Below are 20,342 nucleotides of genomic sequence, written 5' to 3' on the forward strand. Positions count from 1 at the left end.
CTCCTGGACGTCTCGTAGGTTGCCTGCGCGAACCACGCACAGAGCACTCGCTACATATTACTGGGTTATCGGGTTCTTTGCCACTTTTGCCCTCCGCCCAGTCAGCGCTACAAGAGTGTAACGCCGACTTGTGACAGAAGAGCCTTTTTGCGGCGGCCCGCCGTAGCGGCGGACCGGACCGGCTTTACTCGCCTCGCTGGGCCTTGATGATCTCGTCGCTGACGGTCTTGGGAACCTCAGCGTAGGAGTCCATCTGCATGGTGAACATGGCGCGCCCCTGGGTCTTGGACCTGAGGTCGCCGATGTAGCCGAACATCTCCGACAGGGGCACCTTGGCATCGATGACCTTGACGCCGGTGGCGTCGGTCATGGACTGGATGGAGCCACGACGGGAGTTGATGTCGCCCATGACGTCGCCCATGTACTCCTCGGGAGTACGGACCTCGACAGCCATGATGGGCTCGAGGATAACGGGCTTGGCCTTGGGAGCAGCCTCCTTGAAGCACATGGAACCAGCGATCTTGAAGGCCATCTCCGAAGAGTCGACCTCGTGGATCTGTCCATCGGTCAGGGTCGCCTTGACGCCCACGACCGGGAAGCCTGCCAGCACGCCGGACTCCATGGCCTCCTGCACGCCCGCATCGACCGAGGGGATGAACTCCTTGGTGATGTGGCCGCCGGTGACCTTGTTCTCGAAGATGTAGGACTCGCCCTCGGAAGTGTCGAGGGGCTCGAAGTTCATGAGCACCTTGGCGAACTGGCCGGAACCACCGGTCTGCTTCTTGTGGGTGTATTCCTGGTTCATGACGGGCTTGCGAATGGTCTCGCGGTAAGCCACCTGGGGCTTGCCCACGTTGCACTCCACATGGAACTCGCGGCGCATGCGGTCCACCAGGATGTCCAGCTGGAGCTCGCCCATGCCGGAGATCAGGGTCTGGCCGGACTCCTCGTCCGTCTTGACCTGGAAGGTGGGATCCTCCTCGGAGAGCTTCTGCAAGGCGATGCCCATCTTCTCCTGGTCGGCCTTGGTCTTGGGCTCCACGGCCACCTCGATCACAGGATCGGGGAAGGTCATGGATTCCAGCACCAGCGGCGCCTTCTCGTCACACAGAGTGTCACCGGTGGTGACGTTCTTGAGCCCGACGAAGGCGTAGATGTTGCCGGCGATGGCCTCGTCGACCGGATTCTCCTTGTTGGAGTGCATCTGGAAGAGCTTGCCGACGCGCTCCTTCTTGTCCTTGGTGGAGTCCAGGACCGTTTCGCCCTGGGCCACCTTGCCGGAATAGACGCGCACGTAGATCAGCTTGCCGTAGAAGGGGTGAGTGGCCACCTTGAAGGCCAGGGCAGAGAAGGGCTCGTCCACAGTGGGCTTGCGGTCGATTTCGACGGACTCGTCGCCGATCTTGTAGCCCTTGATGGCCGGCACGTCCTCAGGGCTGGGCAGGTAGTCCACGACCGCGTCCAGCATGGGCTGCACGCCCTTGTCCTTGAATGCGGATCCGCAGAAGACCGGGAAGGCCGACTGCTCGATGGTCATCTTGCGCACAGCGGTACGAATCTCCTGCTGGGAGATCTCCTCGCCGCCCAGGTACTTCTCCAACAGACCCTCGTCCGACTCGGCCACAGCCTCAAGCAGCTCAGTGTGATACTGCTCGGCCTTGTCTTTGAGATCGTCGGGGATGTCGATGGTGTCGTACTTGGCGCCCAGGTCGGCCTCGTCCTTCCAGTAGTAGGCGACCATGCGCACCAGGTCGACCACGCCGTGGAAGTCGCTCTCAGCGCCGATAGGCAGCTGCATGACCAGCGGCTTGACGCCCAGCTTGTCCTTGATGGTGTCCACCGAGTAGTAGAAGTCGGCGCCCAGCTTGTCCATCTTGTTGATGAAGCAGATGCGGGGCACGCCGTACTTGTCGGCCTGACGCCAAACGGTCTCGGACTGGGGCTCCACGCCCTCCTTGCCGTCGAACACCGCCACAGCGCCATCGAGCACGCGCAGGGAGCGCTCCACCTCAGCGGTGAAGTCCACGTGGCCTGGGGTGTCGATGATGTTGATCTGGTAGCGGTCCTCAGGATCGTGGGACTGACGGTTCCAGAAGGCCGTGATGGCGGCGGAGGTGATCGTGATGCCACGTTCCTTCTCCTGGTCCATCCAGTCCATGGTGGAGGCGCCGTCGTGGGTCTCGCCAATCTTGTAGTTGACGCCGGTGTAGTAGAGGATACGCTCGGTCGTCGTTGTCTTGCCGGCATCGATGTGGGCCATGATGCCGATGTTGCGGACCTTGGTCAGGTCCGTGAGCACGTCTTGTGCCATAATTCCTTGTTCTCGCTCTCTTGGGATTACCAGCGATAGTGGGCGAACGCCTTGTTGGCCTCGGCCATCTTGTGGGTGTCCTCGCGGCGCTTGACCGCAGCACCCAGGCCGTTGGAGGCATCAAGGATCTCGTTGGCCAGCCGTTCCGACATAGTCTTCTCACGACGGGCGCGGCTGTAATCGGTCAGCCACCGCAACGAGAGCGTATTGGCGCGGTTCGGCTTGACCTCGACGGGGACCTGGTAGGTGGCGCCACCGACACGACGGCTGCGGACCTCCAGACTGGGACGAATGTTGTCCAGGGCGCGCTTGAGCACGGCCACAGGCTCCTGGTCGGTCTTCTCCTTGACCTGCTCCAGGGCGGTGTAGACGATGTTCTCGGCGATGGACTTCTTGCCGTCCAGCAGGATCTTGTTGATCAGCTGGGCCACCACGGTGGAACCGTAGATGGGATCGGGCAGGAGCTGGTGCTTTTTAGCTGGTCCTTTGCGTGACATGTGTTACTTGGCCTTCTTTGCTCCGTACAGGGAACGGCCCTGCTTGCGATCCTTGACTCCCTGCGTATCCAGCGCACCGCGCACGATGTGGTAGCGCACGCCGGGCAGGTCCTTGACACGTCCGCCGCGCACCAGCACGATGGAGTGCTCCTGCAGGTTGTGGCCCTCGCCGGGGATGTAGGCGGAAACCTCGATGCCGGAGCTCAGACGGACACGGGCAACCTTCCGCAGAGCCGAATTCGGCTTCTTGGGGGTGGTGGTGTAAACACGGGTGCACACGCCGCGACGCAGCGGGCTGCCCTTGAGTGCCAAAGTCTTCGACTTGCGAGGCTTGGCCTTGCGCCCTTTGCGGACGAGCTGTTCAATTGTTGGCAACTGACTCTCTCCGATTCCTTCGATGAACTTGTCTTCGTTTGCACTGCGAGACCGCCGCACCGCAGCCGCAGTCGCTCCTAGGAGGAGAGATCAGCCACTGTCCACCGGCCCGATGGCCCCTGATCCTCCTGCAGGGCATTGCTGCCTGCATTCTTCGGATTCGGGGATATCCCGACAAGCTCACCTGTGACATAAGGCGTGCTGCCGGCACACACGATGAAAAGTATATCACCGGGGCAGACATGGCCACGTCTACCACTTGGAAGTATGCTCTAGGCTTCGCCTACTGCGATGACGCACCGGGTCCGTTAATGGGAAGGCCCTTGCACATACCTTATATTTACAGACACCCACAATGAGGTACCCACCTATAACGGATTCCTACATATACACATATAGAGGTATCAGAAATACATATCCCGACCCGTAAATATTAACGCCAGAAACATCAAAGCCAGCGTCTACTTGTCTTCTTTCTCAAGAGCCTGGCGGATGTAGTCACGCAGAATCAGGGCATGGTTGACAGCTGGATCCTTGGCCGCATAGACCAGTGTCGTCCGATCATGTTCGCGCACGATGCTCAGCAGATCCCCCAAGGCGGGGTTGTCGTCCAGCTCAGTGCGGTAGCGGCGTGCGAAGTCATCAAAGCGGTCCGGATCATGGTGCCACCAGCGCCGCAGGTCCGGACTGGGTGCCACATCCTTAAGCCAGCCGGACAAGGCTGCCCGCTCCTTGCTGACGCCGCGTGGCCAGAGTCTGTCGACCAGGATGCGGACCCCGTCCCCGTCAGCGGCCTGCTCGTATACGCGTTTGATATCCACCTGACCCATCATCTGCCTCCTGAAACCAGGGACCCGTATGATTCACCACTCCTTCAACCATGATATTGACCGAATCGGCATTACGGAAGAGGCAGTGACAGCCATACAGGGGCGTAGGCTGATGAATATGCATACAGACGCAGACAGGGGCAAGGCCGCCGGATCAAAGGGCAGCAAACCGGCAAAATCGACCGGACCAGGGTCCAAGGGACGACAGTGGCGGCGTTTATGGATACCCGACCAGATTGGCGGCTGGGCCATGGCCTTGATGCCGGGTCTGGCCGGTCTGCTGATCGGAGGCCCGACCTGGAGAAGCCTGCTGCTCATGGTCGCCTGGGCCTTCTGCTACTGCTTTGAGTTCACCGGCTCGCGGTGGATGGTTTCGCACCGAGCTGCCAGGTTCGCGCCACCAGCTTTGGGATATGCCCTGCTCACGGCCGTGACCGGGCTGATCCTGTTGGTCGGCACCCCTGGGCTCCTGCGATGGGTCCCGCTCTACCTGGTGCTGGGCGCGCTGAACTTTGCTGCCGCCTGGATGCGCACGGAACGCTCCTGGTGGAACGATACGGTAGTCGTGATCGCGGCCTGCACGCTCTGTCTGATCGCTGTCTCCCTAGGATCACGATTCCAGAAGCCGGAACCAGGTCTGGAAAGCTCCGGCGTCGGCTACTTCGGATGCCAACCGAATCCTGCTGTGGACTGCTTCGCCAGCGGATTTCTGCCAAGCGCCGCTCTGCCATCGGTTGGAGTGGTCAGTGCAGCTGTCTTCGCTGTGACGCAGTTCGGTTCGGTCATCTTCGTCAAAACCATGATCCGCGAGCGCGGCAAGACCTGGTGCTACCTGCTTTCGCTGGCTTGGAACCTGGCCCTCTGCCTGATCGGAGTCGCCATGGTACGCACCGCAGGATGGTGGCCTCTGTTGACTGCCCTGGTTCTGCTGGTGCGTGCGGCCCTGCTGCCTGTCATCTCTCGTCGGCGCCGCATTCCCATCCTGTATGTGGGCCTGGTCGAATGCGCAACCAGCCTGTTGGTTTTCATTCTGGTGATTGCACAGGCTGACGTGATGACTGCGTCTCTGACTAGCCTGCTCGGCGCATGACTGCAGCTCCGACCACACATGTCACCCACGGATTCGGGCCTGTCTGGAATGACCGATCCCGTGTGTTGATCCTTGGATCCATACCCAGCCCGAGTTCGCGCGAGGCTGGCTTCTACTACATGTTTCCGCGCAACCGCTTCTGGCCCGTACTGGCCGCGCTGTTCGACCAGCCTGTTCCGGACAATCTGGCTGACCGCGCCGAGTTCGCGCTCAAACACCGCATAGCACTCTGGGATGTCATCCAGGAATGCGACATCCACGGTGCCTCCGACGCTTCAATCACCAATGTAGTGCCTACCGACATCGCCAGTTTGCTGGACCATGCACCCATCGGCACCATATTCACAACAGGACGCAAGGCCGGTCAGCTTTACCGTCGCTACTGCCTGCCGAGCCTGCAGGAGAAGGGGCATCGGATGACGATGATCAATCTGCCGTCCACCAGCCCCGCCAATGCCGCTATGAGTCTGGCTGATCTGGTCAAGGCCTACCAGCCCATCAGAAAAGCGCTCGACGAAGCAGAACCGAGAAAACCAAACAATCACATCGATTATGGCAAATAAACAAATACCGACAGTCAAAGCCCGAGATGTTGGGAATCTTCCCAAGGATGAATTCGCCTTCTCTGGTCCAGAACGTGACCGCCTAGTGGAGGCAATTCTGGATGGGCGCAAAACTGCCACGACCAGCCTGATGGCAGAGTTCATCCACGATCATGAACCACTCCCCTCCTCCGGCCGACGAACAGTTTTGGTGGACTCAGATAACCAGCCAGTTGCCGTCCTTAGATATGCCTCGGTGAGCGTGATTCGACTGGGCGTGGTCACATGGCAGCATGTTCTGAACGAGGGAGAAGGCTATAAAAGTCCTGCGGAGTGGCGCGAGGCTCATGAGTCCTTCTGGACCTCAGAGAACATGCGACAGGCGCTGGATGATCCGGACTTCACCATCGATGACCAGACTCTGGTGGTGCTGGAAACCTTTCATGTAGAGACCATAGTCATAAACTAAGGTCCCAAAGGCAAAGCAGGGCCCTTATGGTTAACACTTCACCGGCGTGCCATGTCATACCATCGTGTATAGTTTCATCTGTTGCACTGATCCGCGACGCGGGTCGGTTCACCATGGTGGCTATAGCTCAGTCGGTAGAGCACCTGATTGTGGTTCAGGAGGTCGCGCGTTCGAGCCGCGTTAGCCACCCCACCTCAACCCTGTGCCTCTGATTTAAAAGCAGGGGTTTTGTTATATGCGATCAAACTTCCCCAGCGTCCAAATATGTGACCGCGTGCGACCCAAAATTGGCAAATGACTTCGCACACCAAAAAGACGAGCGCTAGCAACACGAATGACAGAATCACCCACAAGCCTATAGGGCCGGAGCCTTATACGATGCCAAAGGCAATAACCAAACCGGCTAAGAACGACAATCAGCAATAGCATAACCGACATGGATTCACCAGTATTTCATCGGACCGCCTTCCGTATAGACAGCATCAAACTGGTCGGCTCAAAGAATGTTTTTACGATATTAGGAAGAAAAAAGAGCGAAACCCACTATTGACATTCGAGTTGGCCCAAAGATATGCAGGTGATAGCATTATTTCATACGTCGGGGCTGTTCCCGGTACATAGTTCATCAGAAACGTGGGGAATTTCGTCATTGAACTACATTTATTTGGGAAGGGATTATGCATATTACGTTTCAGCATAAGTCCGCACGCGGCCGGTCGACAACTATGGTTGGTGTCCTGCTGGCTATCATCTTGCCCGCCAGTCTGATCATGGGCGTCTTTGCCACGGCTGACACTGCTCCCAGCGAATCCAGTGTGCCCGAGCCGACCATGCTGGGGCAGACGGCTGCAGGCCAACCGGCGGACCCATCAGCCAGTGCACCAATCCTGCCGGCCACCCCGGCCGGCCCCCAGTCGCCGCTGCCCTCGCCTTCGCCCCTGGACACCGCGTCCCCCCTCATCAGCGCCCAGGCCACGCCCGACAAGCCAGGCGACACCGGCATCCAAAGCAGGACCGCCGACAGCCAGCCCCAGACACGCGCAGCCTACACCGTCACCTTCAACGACCCCGAAGGCAACACCAGCACACCCTCCCAGAGCGTCCCCAGCGGCGGACAGGCCTCCAGGCCCAAGGACCCGGCCAGGGACGGCTACCTGTTCGACGGATGGTTCACCGGCAACACCGCCTACGACTTCACCCGGCCCGTCACCGGCAACATCACCCTGACCGCCAAATGGACCAGGATAACCAGCTCCTGGAGCCTCAAGCCCACCTCCGGGCCAGCAGAAGGAGGCACCCGGATCACCCTGTCCACGCCCACCACATCCGACATACGCTTCAACCACATCGACACAGGACAAGACTTTGCCCTGGCCATAGGCTCCGACGGCAACCTCTACAGCTGGGGAACCGTAAGAGCTCTGATCAACCTGGCAGACGGCAGGCCAGGCATCGTTACCCCGCCGACAGGCGTCCGCTTCACCCAGACCAGCGGAGGACTAGGCTTCTCCCTGGGCTTGGGCTCGGACGGCAACCTCTACAGCTGGGGAAACGATCAGAACGGCGAAATGGGACAAGGCACCGTAACATCCTCGTATATACCAGGCAAAGTAATCATGCCAGCAGACGGCACGAAATTCACCCAGATCAGCGCAGGATTCGTATATTCCTTGGCCATTGGCTCGGACGGCAACCTCTACAGCTGGGGAAACAACCAGTACGGCCAGCTGGGCAACGGCACTGCCGACGACATCACTGACAATACTATTCGTCATGGCACGCCAAGCAAGGTGAGCCTGCCGACAGGGGTCCCAAAATTCACCCAGGTCAGCGCAGGCAATAGCCATTCCCTGGCACTGGACTCGGACGGCAACCTCTACAGCTGGGGAGTCAACTTCTACGGCCAGCTGGGCATGGGCGGTACTGATTTTGGTCAACATTACACGCCAAGCAAGGGGTACATGCCGGCAGACGGCACGAAGTTCACCCAGATCAGCACGGGATACTATCATTCCCTGGCTCTGGGATCGGACGGCAACCTCTACAGCTGGGGAGACAACAGCAAAGGCCAGCTGGGACGCAGCGCCAGCGGGGCGAAGGACGGCACGCCGCGCAAAGTGAACCTGCCTGCAGGCGTCAGACGATTCACCCAGGTCATCGCAGGCGGCAATCATTCCCTGGCCCTGGGATCGGACGGCAACCTCTACAGCTGGGGAGACAACAGCAAGGGCCAGCTGGGACGCAGCATCAGCGGCACGCAAGACGGCACGCCAGGCAAAGTGGCCATGCCGGCAGGCGTCACAATCACCCAAGCCAGCGCGCCCGGCATGTACGGTGGGGATTTCTCCCTGGCCTTGGGATCGGACGGCAACCTGTACAGCTGGGGAGACAACAGCAGCCGCCAGCTGGGACGCGACATCAGCGGGAAATTCGACGGCCAACCCGGCATGGTCGCCTTCCCTGAGAAGCCGAAGCCGACCGGCGTCAAGTTCGGCGGGACAGCGGGCACGAGCCTGACGGGCAACAAGGACGGCACTTGGAGCGTGACCACGCCCCGGCATGCAGGAGGCAAGACGGACGTGGCCGTCTCCTGGAGCAGGAACGGCCGGCAGCCCGACGCGCACCTGGACTACACCTACATCAGCTCCTACACGGTCGCCTTCGACAGCGCCGGCGGCAAGCCGGCCCCAGGCCCGCAGCGGATCACCGAAGGCCAGCAGGCCACACGCCCCACCACAGACCCGGCCAAAGACGGCTTCCTGTTCGACGGCTGGTTCCTCAAGGATGCTGAGGGGGATTCCAAGGTGGCGTATGATTTCAGCCAGCCGGTCACCGCGGACATCACCCTGGTCGCGCATTGGAGCCGCGCCAACACCGGCGGCTGGTCGATCAGCCCAAGCAAGGGCAACGTGATGGGCGGCCAGCAGACCACCATCACCCCGCCCAAGCTGAGCCGCGGCATCCGTTTCAGCCAGATAAGCGCCAGCAGCTCAATAAGTGGCTTCTCCGTGGGCGTGGCCAGCGATGGGAACGCCTACGCCTGGGGCGACAACGAGTACGGCCAGCTGGGCCAGGATCCAGACAAGACGCCTACGCAGAAGACACCGGTCAGGATCCCCCTGCCGGACGGCGTGGATTCCAGTTTCACCTACACGCAGGCCGCAGCAGGCGGGAACCACGCGCTGGCCGTCGGCAGCGACGGCATCGTCTACAGCTGGGGCATCAACGATCGCGGGCAGCTCGGCAACGGCAGTAAGGACACACAACACCATTCCAAGCCGCAGCCCGTCAAGGACGCGGACGGCCAGCCCTTCAAGGCCGTCCAGGTGAGTGCCGGCTACGCCGACTCGGCGGCCATCAGCCCGGATGGGCGCGTCTACACCTGGGGCAGCGAAAACAACAGTTACAACGTGTATAGCACGCCCAAACTGGCGCCGACCCTGGCCAAGGATCCCAACGGCTCCGGCCAGGGGCTGCACGCGGTCCAGGTCAGCGTCAACCGAGGCTTCATCATGGCCCTGGACGCGGACGGCAACGTATACACGTGGGGGTACAACGACTACGGTCAGCTCGGCAACGGCAAAAGCACAGGAGAAGGCAGCACCACGTATGCCGCCGACCCTGCACGCGTGCCCGATCCCAAGGACACGAGCAAGGCCTTCAAAGCCACGCAGATCAGCGCCGGAGGCTACCACGCACTAACCATCAGCCAGGACGGCACAGCCTGGGCATGGGGGTACAACGGCTGGGGGCAGCTGGGGGACGGCACGATAACCAGCCGTCCCACGCCCAAACAGGTAGGAAACCCCACAAACTCCAGCCAGCCATTCCAAGTCGCGCAGATCAGCACCGGTTGGGTCCACTCCTTGGCCATCGACAGGAGCGGCACAGCCTGGGCATGGGGGTACAACTACGATGGCCAGCTCGGCGACAACACCACCAACTACAGGCACACTCCCACACGTGTATCGCCGCCCGCAGGCCAGGGCAACGCCGGCACCGGGCTCGCAACAGCACGAATCAGCGCAGGTTACTATCATTCCCTGGCCATCGGCCGTGACGGCAACACGTACAGCTGGGGAGACAACCAGTACGGCCAGCTCGGCAACGGAAGCGCAGCACAGAGCCGCACCCCGACCTTGGTGGCCCTCAACTCGTTGCTGATCACTGGTGTCAAGTTCGACCAGGCGACGGTCGGCTCCCTGCAGCAGAAAGCCGACGGGTCCGTCTCGTTCGCCACGCCCGCCCATAATCCGGGTCTGACTGATGTGGTCGTGGACTGGAGCCTGGGCGGCGTCGGCCAGACCCAGGCGCACCTGGCCTACACCTATGAAGGCACCCTGCCCCTGACGGGAGGCAACGGCAGCATAATCCTCCTGCTCGCCGCCGGGCTGCTCGCCACAGCCGGCGCCGTCGCAGCCGGACGCCACCGGCGCGAAACCCACGCCCTGCACGTCTAGAATCCTCACCCGAGTAAGCAGCCAGGCCGCATCCCAAGACGGCCCGGCCAACCAGGGTGGCTCCGCCAATCCCCCAACACAACGGAGCCACCCTACAATCCTATGAGCAGCAGGCCCTGAAACAATAGAACTGGTCATCTCACTAGACACAGATGTTCTTCCAAGACCCCTTCAGCGAATGAGGAAGGGAAAGACGGCAAGACATGGGATGGCTGAATTCGACACCGTAGCCAGTCGACAGATGCCAGTTGTCCTGACGATAAGGCGCCGCCCGTTGACCAAACAAATCTCAGAGCCTAATATCACGAAACTCAACGTCACACCTCTCCATTCTTGACTCCATCTCCATACTCAAATCAGTTTTGTCAATACGACATTCAACGAATCCTGAAAAGATAATTGCCTAGGCGCAGAGCTAAACCCGATCAAGTGTAAATTATTATGAGACCACGTTAAACAAGGCCTTGTGACTGCAATAAACAAAACCATCGGTATCTGAATGGGGGGCTTTTAAGATCCGTCACTTATCGCTTCCCCAAAAACTGTGTTCGCATTCGTGTTATCGCCTACTGATATGACCGGTTCTTGTTCGGTTTCAGTCCTGGTCGTATCTGGAAAACTCTATCTGGTTCCCGTCAGGGTCCCTGACATACACCGAGGTGACAGCCCTATGCGCGCCAGTCCAGCTGACAGGACCCAGACAGTCGACATGACACCCACGGAGCCCGGCAACCACATCATCCAACGAATCCCGAACAAGCAGACACAAGTCAGCCGAGCCGGGCACAGGCCTGTCCGCCTTGAGGTCAATCTTCATGGCCCGCCTTGCGGAGGTTGATCTTTGCGCGCAGGTCGCATCGATCAGTCGGTTGATGGCATCGAGGGTCGATGCCCCCATGCAGCCATTCATCCAGATCATCTATCTGACAGACTCCGTTAACGGCCGCCTGTACTGACCAGGCAGAGACAGCATCCATAGTCGGATACGCTGCAATGAACCCAGCTCTTTTTGCAGGACATTCCTCTCGCCAAACTATTAGTGCTTCACCCATAAGGGTCAATATCGGAACGGTATGGATCTGGTGCCGGTCAATGCCACTTTTACGAGAAAAAGACACATACACTGGCCTCAACAGATGTTGCTTCCTGAAAACGGGCAGGCTTCCAGATGACCTGCCACAAGCAATGGGGAAGAACAAGCCTGGAGGGTCAGATGAGCAACAATCGAAACGAACGTGCGAATAAGAACCAGGGCAGGCATGAAAGTCCCGAACAATCACCAATGAATGACAAGGACCGCATGCCAAGACCAGCGGAGAACGCGAACGACGGAAGAGAAAGCCAAGCGGAAAATGCCCCCATGCCGAAGAAGGAAGGCAGGGATTCATCCAGCAAGGACGTTGCTCATGGCAGACCTGGAGCACAAAATAAGCAGGACCAGGCCCTAACCGCCGACCGCTCGCAGGCCGGCCAGGTAGGCGAAGAGCATGATGGCTCCTCACATGACGACAAGCCAAGCCGACCCGGTAAGCCTGCTGCAAAGGATACGCCCGGACCCGTCGATAAACCGTCTCAGCCAACGAACGAAAGCAAGCCCGCCAAACCTCGCAAGGCCAAAAACCACGATTCCTTCTATCTAGGCCTTGCCTCGGCAGTCCTGGTTGCAGCTCTGGGCCTCAGCCTGAGCACCATGCCGATCTTCTTCTCCCTGCCTCTTGCCGCCGTTCTCTTCGGAATCGGCATCTGGCTCCTCTCCTATGCCAGCTTCAAGTCCCCCGGCAAACCAGAGGGAGAGGGAACAGATGCGGACAGGCACACCAGGACGGTAGTTGTGGCGACGGTTCTTCTGGTTCTGCAGACCTTCATCATGGATGTATTCATCTTCACCCGAATGGGAACCGTCGGCAAACATCAGAACGCCATCGTCATCGCCTGGATTCTCGCCAGCATGATCGAGACCCTGGCTGCCTTCGCCCTTATCTACCATCACAATCCCTTGCAGTCCAAGCCCAAGGACCCTGCGACGAACGAAAAACACGAGGGGAATGAATAAAGCACTGTAACGAACATGGATCTGAAACGACATAGCAGACCGGAAAGGCCGGCTGGCCGACCGTGTATGTGAAATTACCTGCCCACAGCGTTCCATCGCCAAGGCCTTCCGCCTCAGGGTGCCACTCATCATTCTTGAAGATATGTGGCACCCTTTACTGGATCATCTCCCCTGCTGCAGCTTGACATGGATGGCAAGGTCCTGCACCTTGCCGGCCGGTTCACAAAAATTCGACATCAAAGCCGCGAAAACACTCTTCAGGCAATCCATGAGCTGCGCGAACACAACTTGGCGAGCATGGTTCTTTGCTCTTTCTATTTCTCATCCTCTTCGGCAAGACACCATGCAAGATACCTCGAACTTGGTCTCTTCTCAGCTGTTACTTATTCACATACAAATTGTGTTGACCTCCCAACAGTAAAGACCAGCAACTAGAATCATTGATGAAATTACTCACACACAGTTGTGTTTGGAAAAGGAAAGACATGAGTGGACCAGAACAATCCAACGTAGCCTTCGGGGTCCTCAAAGAAACAGACGATGAGGAGTCCCGTGTGGCCCTAACGCCTGACATCGTGACCCGGCTGACCAGGCAGGGCATTACCTGCCTATTGGAGTCCGGAGCCGGGGCACGAGCCGGCTTCCAAGATGAGGACTACCAGCAGACGGGAGCCACAGTCACCGACAGGAATAGTGTGCTATCCAAGTCACAAGTTCTGGGCTTCGTCAACAGACCCGATGAATCTTTGCTGAAGGGGATCCCAGCCGGAACATGGATCATCGGCATGCTGGGGTCCTTGAGCGACAAGGACTACATCAAATCCCTGGAAACGTCCGGGCTTACAGGGATCGCTATGGAGCGACTCCCCCGACAGCTCAGCTCGGCCCAGTCCATGGACGAGATGACCTCGCAGAACTCGGTCATGGGATACAAGGCGGCTCTGGTGGCTGCCGATGCCTATGGTTCCTTCTTCCCCATGATGACCACTGCTGCAGGAACCATCCGACCAGCCAAGGTCCTGGTCCTGGGTGCCGGTATCGCAGGCCTGCAGGCCATCGGGACCGCAAAACGCCTGGGAGCCGTGGTCACCGCCTATGATGTCAGGCCCGCCTCCAGGCAGGAGGTGGAATCCTTGGGAGCCAAGTTCCTCGACCTGGGACTGGACTTCTCCAAGGGGCAGGGCGAGGGCGGCTATGCGCGCCAGCTGACCGATCAGGAGCAGGCCCAGCAGCAGGCTGCGGTGGATGCCAAAGCGGCAGGCTTTGATGTGGTCATCACCACAGCCAAGGTTCCAGGCGGGAAGCCTCCTCGCCTCCTCAGCGCCGAGGGTGTGGCCAACCTGCATCCCGGGGCTGTGGTCGTGGACTGCGCTGCCAGCGACCTGGGCGGCAATGTCGAGGGATCACAGGTGGGAACCAGGACCACCGACAAGGGAGTCATCATGATCGGGGCCCCATACCTGGCCAGCGGCGTAGCCACGACGGCATCGAATCTTCTGTCGAGAAATGTGGCGGACGTGCTGGTGCATTTCCTTCGTGACGGTGCGCTCAGCATCAAAACGGACGACGAGATCGATCAAGCACTTGTTGTGTCAGGAGCAACCAAATCCAGCGCGCATGGAAGCGCGGATGCTCCGGATGTTGAAAAGACCGAAGAGAAAGGTCAGGAGCAATGAATTCTTTGGTCATAGCAATAACGCTCTTCATTCTGGCCCTGCTGATCGGCGTGGAGGTGATCGGCAAAGTTCCGGCCACGCTGCACACACCGCTCATGTCGGGCGCCAACTCCATTCATGGCATTGTGATCGTCGGGGTAGTCATCATCGCGGCGGAGGCTCACTCCCCGCTTTCCTACGTACTTATATTCCTGGCTGCCGTCCTTGGCGCCATGAATGTGGTGGGCGGCTACGTGGTGACCGACAGGATGCTGGAGATGTTCAAGTCCTCCAAACCCGACAAGGGGAAGGATAAGACCAGTCAGGACGAACAGGCTTCGACCGTCCCGACCCAGACTGCTAAGAACGAGGGAGCCGAGAAGTGAACACCCTCGACATCATCACCTGGTTCGTCTATCTTCTTTCCTCAGTCATGTTCGTCATGGGCCTGCACTACATGAACTCCCCCAAAACCGCCCGTACAGGCAATAGGATTTCTGCGGCAGGCATGATCATCGCCGTTGCCATGGCCTTCATCCACCTGTTCGCCACGGGTTTCACCTCCTCCCTGGCTATCGTTCTGCTCGTGCTCGGCATTCTGATTGGATCCGTTGCAGGGGTCTACTCGGCCAAGAAGGTGAAAATGACGGACATGCCTCAGCTGGTTTCCGTCTTCAACACGGTCGGCGGCGGCGCTGCAGCCCTGGTCGCTCTGAACGACATACTGACTTCCGAGGGCACCCCGACTCTGGTGGTGCTGATCACCGCCGGCCTGGGCGTGGTCATCGGTTCCATCACCTTCACCGGTTCCCTGGTAGCTGCCGGCAAACTCCAGGGCATCGGCCTGATCAAAAACCTGAAGCTGCCGGCCAAGGCTGTCTGGAATGTGCTCTTCGCTCTGTTGACGGTCCTCAGCCTGGTCCTGCTCTGCCTGAATCCGGACAATCGGACCCTATGGGCCCTCCTCACGGCCATATTCGCCCTAGGTTACGGACTTGTCTTCGTCATTCCCATCGGTGGCGCCGACATGCCCGTGGTCATCTCCGTCTTGAACGCCTGCACAGGTACAGCTGTGGCCATGAACGGCCTGGCGATCGACAACGTGGCTTTGATCGTAGCAGGCGCTTTGGTTGGTGCAGCAGGTGCAACCCTATCCGTCCTGATGGCCCAGGCCATGAACAGGCCGCTCCTGAGCGTGCTGGCCGGCGGGTTCGGCGGTTCCTCTGTCAGCGCCAGCCAGAATCAAGGCACCCAGGGGACCATGAAGGAGACCACGCCCGACGATGTGGCTGTCCAGCTGGTCTATGCCGACAAGGTCATCTTCGTCCCCGGCTTTGGTCTGGCTCAGGCACAGGCCCAACGCGAACTGGCCGACCTGGGCGAACTGCTCAAGGGCCGTGGCGTGGATGTATCCTATGCCATCCATCCGGTGGCCGGCCGTATGCCCGGACATATGAACGTTCTTTTGGCCGAGGCCAACGTCCCCTATGAGGAATTGATTGACCTCGATGACATCAATCCCCAGTTCCCCTCAGCCAACGTCGCTTTGGTAGTGGGCGCCAATGACGTGACCAACCCGGCTGCACGCCGGCCGGGGACCGCCGTCTCCGGCATGCCCATCCTGGACGTTGACAAGGCCCAGCATGTTGTCGTCCTCAAGCGAGGCAGAGGCAAGGGGTACGCCGGCATCGAAAACGAGCTCTACTTCAACCCAAATACGCAGATGCTCTTCAATGACGCCAAAGTCAGCCTTCAGGCGATCATTGCATCGGTCAAGGAACTCATCGCCTGAGCATATGCTGTAGTGAGAACCATGGCTCCGGATCGGCTTCGATGGTCCGGAGCCAATTTTCATCGAACAGGAAGGACCCACATGCTGTCATTCGTCAACGACTATTCCGAGGGCGCACATCCCGCAGTCCTGCAGCGGCTGATCGACACTAACATGGAGCACCTTCCCGGGTACGGCAAGGATCGGTACTGCTCCTCCGCCGCTCAGAAAATCGCCCGAGCTTGTGGCTGCCCCCAGGCCCAGGTCTATTTCATGGCCGGAGGAACCCAGACCAACCAGGTCGTCACTTCCTGCCTGCTGAAGTCATATCAAGGAGTGGTCGCTGCGGATACTGGCCATGTCAATGTCCATGAGGCCGGCGCCATCGAAGCCGTAGGCCACAAGGTTCTGACGATTCGCGGCGAACAGGGCAAGATTCGCGCAGAGGACCTTGACGCTTTTCTGGAAGGCTTCTATGCCGACGGAAACCATGAGCAGATGGTCTTCCCCGGCATGGTCTACATCTCACATCCCACCGAGTATGGGACCCTCTACACTCGACAGGAGCTGGAAGATCTCTCGCAGACCTGTCGGGAATACAAGATTCCGCTCTACCTGGACGGGGCCAGGCTGGGATACGGACTGGTGGCTCCCGGAACCGACGTCGATCTGACGGACATAGCCCGTCTCTGCGACGTTTTCTACATCGGCGGAACCAAGGTCGGAGCACTCTGCGGTGAAGCGGTGGTCTTCCCCAGAGGGAATGCCCCCGAGCATTTCAGCACCATGATCAAAAGAAGAGGTGCCCTTCTTGCCAAGGGAAGACTCCTGGGAGTGCAGTTCGATGCCCTCTTTACCGACGACCTCTACTCACGAATCAGCCGCAACGCCATCCAGACGGCAGCGATGATCAAAAAGGCCTTGCGGGAGAAGGGGTATCAGATTGTCATGGATTCCCCAACCAACCAGACCTTCGTCCGCCTGGACAATGAACGCATGGAGGAGCTGTCCAAGCAGGTCGCCTTTGACTTCTGGGAACGCAGCGATGCCACCCACACCGTGATCCGGCTGGCCACCTCCTGGGCGACGACGGTCGAAGACACCCAAGCCCTGATCAATCTTCTGTAAAAGTCGCTCACGCTAAACGAAGGCAAGACCAAGGTAATCCTGCAACCCCTCCCCCGCCAATCAACCTTCGGGGAGGGGTATTTATATGTATATGGCTTTCACCCTGCATTGTTGGACATATCACACTCGTTCGGGTGAGTGCAAAGCTGTCATTCAGTAAGATTTTTATTGCAACGATGCTGTTGCACACCTCCGCCCTGAGCACGGGGGCGGAATTACTTCAACGATGAAAGGACGCTTATGAAAGCCGTTGTTTTCGAAGAATACAATACCTTCCCCACCCTCAAGGAAGTGCCGGAGCCGACACCCGGGAGCGGCGAGGTTCTGCTCAAGGTGGCCGGGGCAGGTTGCTGCCATTCTGATGTCTCCGTCTTCCAGGACTACACCCCCGAAACCGGCAGCCACACCAAGCCGCCATTCATTCTGGGACATGAGACCACTGGTTGGGTCGAAGAGGTAGGACCCGATGTCACGGGCTTCAAGAAGGGCGATGCCTACATTGTCTATGGACCCACCGGATGCGGCCACTGCCCTCACTGCGTGGCCGGCCAGGAGAACTACTGCTCCAGCGCCGCAACCAATAAATCCCTGGCGCTGGGACTGGGGCGTGACGGCGGCATGGCTGAATACATGACCGTTCCGGCCCGCAACCTGGTACCGCTGGGCGATGCAGATCCAATCGGCGCAGCACCCCTGGCTGACGCTGCCCTGACTCCCTACCACGCCATCCGGGCTGCCATGCCCCATCTGAACGGCGGCGGAAAGTACGCTCTGGTCATTGGCCTGGGTGGACTGGGCCAGATCGCCATTCAGATTCTTCACGCCCTGACCGGCGCCACCGTGATCGCCACGGACACCAAGCCAGAGGCCCTGGCCAAGGCTGAGGCCAAGGGTGCCATCCCCGTGGTCAGCGACGAGCACCAGGTGGAGAACATCAGGAAGATCACCCACGGGGAGGGCGTGGATGCCGCCTTCGATTTCGTGGGTGTGGCCCCGACCATTGCTGCCGCACAGGCTTCGGGCGGCCCGGGATCCCGGGTGACCGTGGTCGGCATCGCCGGCGGCAAGGCGGAATACGACTGGTACTCCAAGCCCTGGGAGCAGGAGCTGCTTGGCGTCTACTGGGGGTCCATCCCCGAGCTCTACGATGTGGCCAACATGTATCGCAACGGCCAGATCGAGACCGAGATCGAAACCTACTCGCTGGACAATGCCCTGGATGCCTACCATAAGCTGGTAGATAACAAGCTCTCGGCCAGGGCTGTTATAGTGCCCCACACCAAGGCCTGATTTCCCCTGATTGTAGACGGAGAAGCGGCCTATCTGTCGGCCGGTTTAAGCACAATCAGATTTAGGTACTGTCAGATTCATGTGCTGACCCCATTCTCCGCCTACATGCACTGATGGCCGGTCACGGTCTTGTCGTGAAGACCGTGACCGGCCACAGCATCTTACCAAGCTCCCTCAAGCCTACGTTATTTACAGTTCCTTCGATTGCGGAGCATCACCCAACAACAAGTGGACCAGGAAAATACCGTCGGCAGATTCCAGCCTCATGGAGCCGCTGAGCGAATCCACCAGGGAATCAACGATGCTCAGACCCAGACCTGTGCTTCTGATCTTGGTACGTGACTGGTCATCGGTCTGGAACCGTTCCATGAGCCTGTCCACATCGACGGCTCCGCTCTTGGTTTTGTTGCCGAAGTCCAAATGAATTCGTCCATCTTCACTCTTGTGCAGGTCCACCCAGGCTGATTCGTCAGCATACTTGAGCCAGTTGCCGATCAGGTTCTGAATTATTCGACTCATCATAATCTGATCCGTCGTAATTTCCACACCAGTTTGAATCCTGGGATCCACTGTGACGGACCGCGCAGTCAGAGAATCGAAGGCATTGAAGAGCTCCTGCTGAACCAATGCTGATAGGTTCACCCTGGTCAGATCCAGACTCACGCTCTTCTCCTGTATTAGATTGAAATCCATCAGGTAATGCAGATAGTGATCCACCGATTGCAGGTTGTTGAGGATCTTACCCAATTGCTCCTGATCAGCCGATCCCTCCTTGAGCAGCTGGGCGTATCCCCTGGCCACGGTCAGCGGGGTCTTGATGTCATGGGTTAGGTTGGTCAGCATCTGCCGGACTTGCTTGTTCTGCTCAGCCTGTGTGATCTGCAGCCGCCTGGTCTTGTTCAGAACGGCATTGATCCTATCCGCCAGAGTGCGGATGAGCCCGATATTGGACCCAGTGGTTACCAAGGCGTTAGTGTCGGCATGGTTGATGAAGTCCAGATCGTCACTGATCCGTTTGAGGTCGACAATCAGCATTATCAGGCCAATCGCCAGGGCGAGGGCGACAAGACCCAAAACAAGTGCGGCCACCTTCACGGATTCACCTCCGACGACCCTTATTCATCGTTCTTTCTTCCATCCGAATTCAGACCAGGCGAACGCCGATGCCCCAGACCGACACGATGTAGCGCTGACTGCCGGCGTATCTGTTCAGACTGGTCCGCAAGGTGCTCAGGTGCACATTGAGAGTATTCTCGGCATTGATGTAGGGCTGGTTCCAAACCTGCCGATAGAGATCCTCCTTCTCGAAAACCCGATGCGGATGATCCATCAGAAGCTCAAGAATGGCAAATTCCTTGCGCGCCAGTTCGACCCGGTGCCCATCAACGCTGACCGTGTGCTCCATCCGGTCCAGCTCGATCCCCTCGAAACAAATTTTGGTGTCGGATTCACCTGTTGCATTCGCATCCGCTTTCAGTGCCCCGGATTGGCGCAGCTGGACCTGGACGCGAGCGCGAAGCTCATCGATGTCAAATGGCTTGGTTACATAATCATTGGCGCCCTGCTCCAGGAGGCTGACGGTCCTGGTCTTGTCCTGGACGGCCGTGAGGATGATGACTGGCACTGACGACATATGCCGAATGGACTTGAGAACGCTGTCCCCGGTGACTACGGGGAGCATCAGATCCAGAAGGATCAGGTCGGGTTCCTCCTGCTGGAAGCAAGCTAAGGCCTGGGCGCCCGTCGTCGCCTGGATGATCCGGTAGGTCCCTCCCAACACATCCTTGAGCAGGGACTGGATGTCCTCCTGATCCTCCACGACCAGAATCGTCGGCATACTTTCTTCCTTTCGCAGGTCACTCTCATGTTAC

17 protein-coding genes and 1 tRNA gene are annotated in these 20,342 nt (G+C 58.9%); 11 read left to right on the forward strand and 7 right to left on the reverse strand.

Annotated elements, in window-relative coordinates:
* Positions 1-184: 184 nt before the first annotated feature.
* The 4 genes from fusA to ACUIAI_RS05165 form a co-directional block, all read right to left on the reverse strand.
* Positions 185-2,311, reverse strand: coding sequence for an elongation factor G (gene fusA / locus ACUIAI_RS05150; protein WP_445341745.1), 2,127 nt, complete (start codon positions 2,309-2,311; stop codon positions 185-187).
* Positions 2,312-2,337: 26 nt separating this feature from the next.
* Positions 2,338-2,808, reverse strand: a complete 471-nt coding sequence (gene rpsG / locus ACUIAI_RS05155; protein ID WP_015022140.1) for a 30S ribosomal protein S7 — start codon at positions 2,806-2,808, stop codon at positions 2,338-2,340.
* Between the two features lie 3 nt (positions 2,809-2,811).
* The gene (gene rpsL / locus ACUIAI_RS05160) at positions 2,812-3,183 is read right to left on the reverse strand and encodes a 30S ribosomal protein S12 (RefSeq protein ID WP_015022141.1); all 372 of its coding nucleotides are present in this window, start codon (positions 3,181-3,183) and stop codon (positions 2,812-2,814) included.
* A gap of 461 nt (positions 3,184-3,644) precedes the next feature.
* Positions 3,645-4,013 carry a DUF488 domain-containing protein gene (locus ACUIAI_RS05165; protein ID WP_144177619.1) on the reverse strand — a complete coding sequence of 123 codons (369 nt, stop codon included), beginning with the start codon at positions 4,011-4,013 and terminating at the stop codon, positions 3,645-3,647.
* Between the two features lie 112 nt (positions 4,014-4,125).
* Between ACUIAI_RS05165 and ACUIAI_RS05170 the strand changes: the two genes are divergently transcribed.
* The 5 genes from ACUIAI_RS05170 (at position 4,126) to ACUIAI_RS05190 (ending at position 10,574) form a co-directional block, all read left to right on the forward strand.
* Positions 4,126-5,103 carry a YwiC-like family protein gene (locus ACUIAI_RS05170; RefSeq protein WP_445341746.1) on the forward strand — a complete coding sequence of 326 codons (978 nt, stop codon included), beginning with the start codon at positions 4,126-4,128 and terminating at the stop codon, positions 5,101-5,103.
* The gene (locus tag ACUIAI_RS05175; protein WP_445341747.1) at positions 5,100-5,666 is read left to right on the forward strand and encodes a DNA-deoxyinosine glycosylase; all 567 of its coding nucleotides are present in this window, start codon (positions 5,100-5,102) and stop codon (positions 5,664-5,666) included. Before ACUIAI_RS05170 ends, ACUIAI_RS05175 begins: the two co-directional genes overlap by 4 nt.
* Positions 5,656-6,114, forward strand: a complete 459-nt coding sequence (locus ACUIAI_RS05180; RefSeq protein WP_445341748.1) for an ASCH domain-containing protein — start codon at positions 5,656-5,658, stop codon at positions 6,112-6,114. Before ACUIAI_RS05175 ends, ACUIAI_RS05180 begins: the two co-directional genes overlap by 11 nt.
* Positions 6,115-6,230: 116 nt before the next feature.
* Positions 6,231-6,306: transfer RNA gene (locus ACUIAI_RS05185), tRNA-His, on the forward strand.
* A 485-nt stretch (positions 6,307-6,791) separates the two neighbouring features.
* On the forward strand, positions 6,792-10,574 hold the full coding sequence (locus ACUIAI_RS05190) for an RCC1 domain-containing protein (RefSeq protein ID WP_445341749.1): 3,783 nt from the start codon (positions 6,792-6,794) through the stop codon (positions 10,572-10,574).
* A gap of 595 nt (positions 10,575-11,169) precedes the next feature.
* Here ACUIAI_RS05190 and ACUIAI_RS05195 read toward each other — a convergent pair.
* Positions 11,170-11,472: a hypothetical protein gene (locus ACUIAI_RS05195; RefSeq protein ID WP_445341750.1), complete on the reverse strand. Its 303-nt coding sequence runs from the start codon at positions 11,470-11,472 to the stop codon at positions 11,170-11,172.
* Positions 11,473-11,934: 462 nt separating this feature from the next.
* Here ACUIAI_RS05195 and ACUIAI_RS05200 point away from each other — a divergent pair, with 462 nt between their 5' ends.
* The 6 genes from ACUIAI_RS05200 (at position 11,935) to ACUIAI_RS05225 (ending at position 18,471) form a co-directional block, all read left to right on the forward strand.
* The gene (locus ACUIAI_RS05200; protein ID WP_445341751.1) at positions 11,935-12,627 is read left to right on the forward strand and encodes a hypothetical protein; all 693 of its coding nucleotides are present in this window, start codon (positions 11,935-11,937) and stop codon (positions 12,625-12,627) included.
* A gap of 485 nt (positions 12,628-13,112) precedes the next feature.
* The gene (locus ACUIAI_RS05205; protein WP_110413180.1) at positions 13,113-14,303 is read left to right on the forward strand and encodes an NAD(P) transhydrogenase subunit alpha; all 1,191 of its coding nucleotides are present in this window, start codon (positions 13,113-13,115) and stop codon (positions 14,301-14,303) included.
* Positions 14,300-14,668, forward strand: a complete 369-nt coding sequence (locus ACUIAI_RS05210) for an NAD(P) transhydrogenase subunit alpha (RefSeq protein WP_110413181.1) — start codon at positions 14,300-14,302, stop codon at positions 14,666-14,668. Before ACUIAI_RS05205 ends, ACUIAI_RS05210 begins: the two co-directional genes overlap by 4 nt.
* Entirely contained in the window at positions 14,665-16,074 is a 1,410-nt protein-coding gene (locus ACUIAI_RS05215) for an NAD(P)(+) transhydrogenase (Re/Si-specific) subunit beta (RefSeq protein WP_445341752.1), read from the forward strand. Before ACUIAI_RS05210 ends, ACUIAI_RS05215 begins: the two co-directional genes overlap by 4 nt.
* Positions 16,075-16,155: 81 nt before the next feature.
* A complete protein-coding gene (locus ACUIAI_RS05220; protein ID WP_445341753.1) occupies positions 16,156-17,181 on the forward strand; it encodes a threonine aldolase family protein in 1,026 nt (341 codons plus the stop codon).
* 240 nt (positions 17,182-17,421) lie between these two features.
* Positions 17,422-18,471, forward strand: coding sequence for an NAD(P)-dependent alcohol dehydrogenase (locus ACUIAI_RS05225; RefSeq protein WP_110413184.1), 1,050 nt, complete (start codon positions 17,422-17,424; stop codon positions 18,469-18,471).
* Between the two features lie 189 nt (positions 18,472-18,660).
* On the opposite strand, the gene ACUIAI_RS05230 is transcribed toward ACUIAI_RS05225, so the two are convergent.
* Positions 18,661-19,566 (reverse strand): sensor histidine kinase, encoded by a 906-nt coding sequence (locus ACUIAI_RS05230; protein ID WP_445341754.1) that lies wholly within the window; start codon positions 19,564-19,566, stop codon positions 18,661-18,663.
* 49 nt (positions 19,567-19,615) lie between these two features.
* Positions 19,616-20,308, reverse strand: a complete 693-nt coding sequence (locus tag ACUIAI_RS05235) for a response regulator transcription factor (protein ID WP_445341755.1) — start codon at positions 20,306-20,308, stop codon at positions 19,616-19,618.
* Positions 20,309-20,342: the final 34 nt, after the last annotated feature.

This window comes from Bifidobacterium sp. ESL0827 (assembly GCF_052606685.1).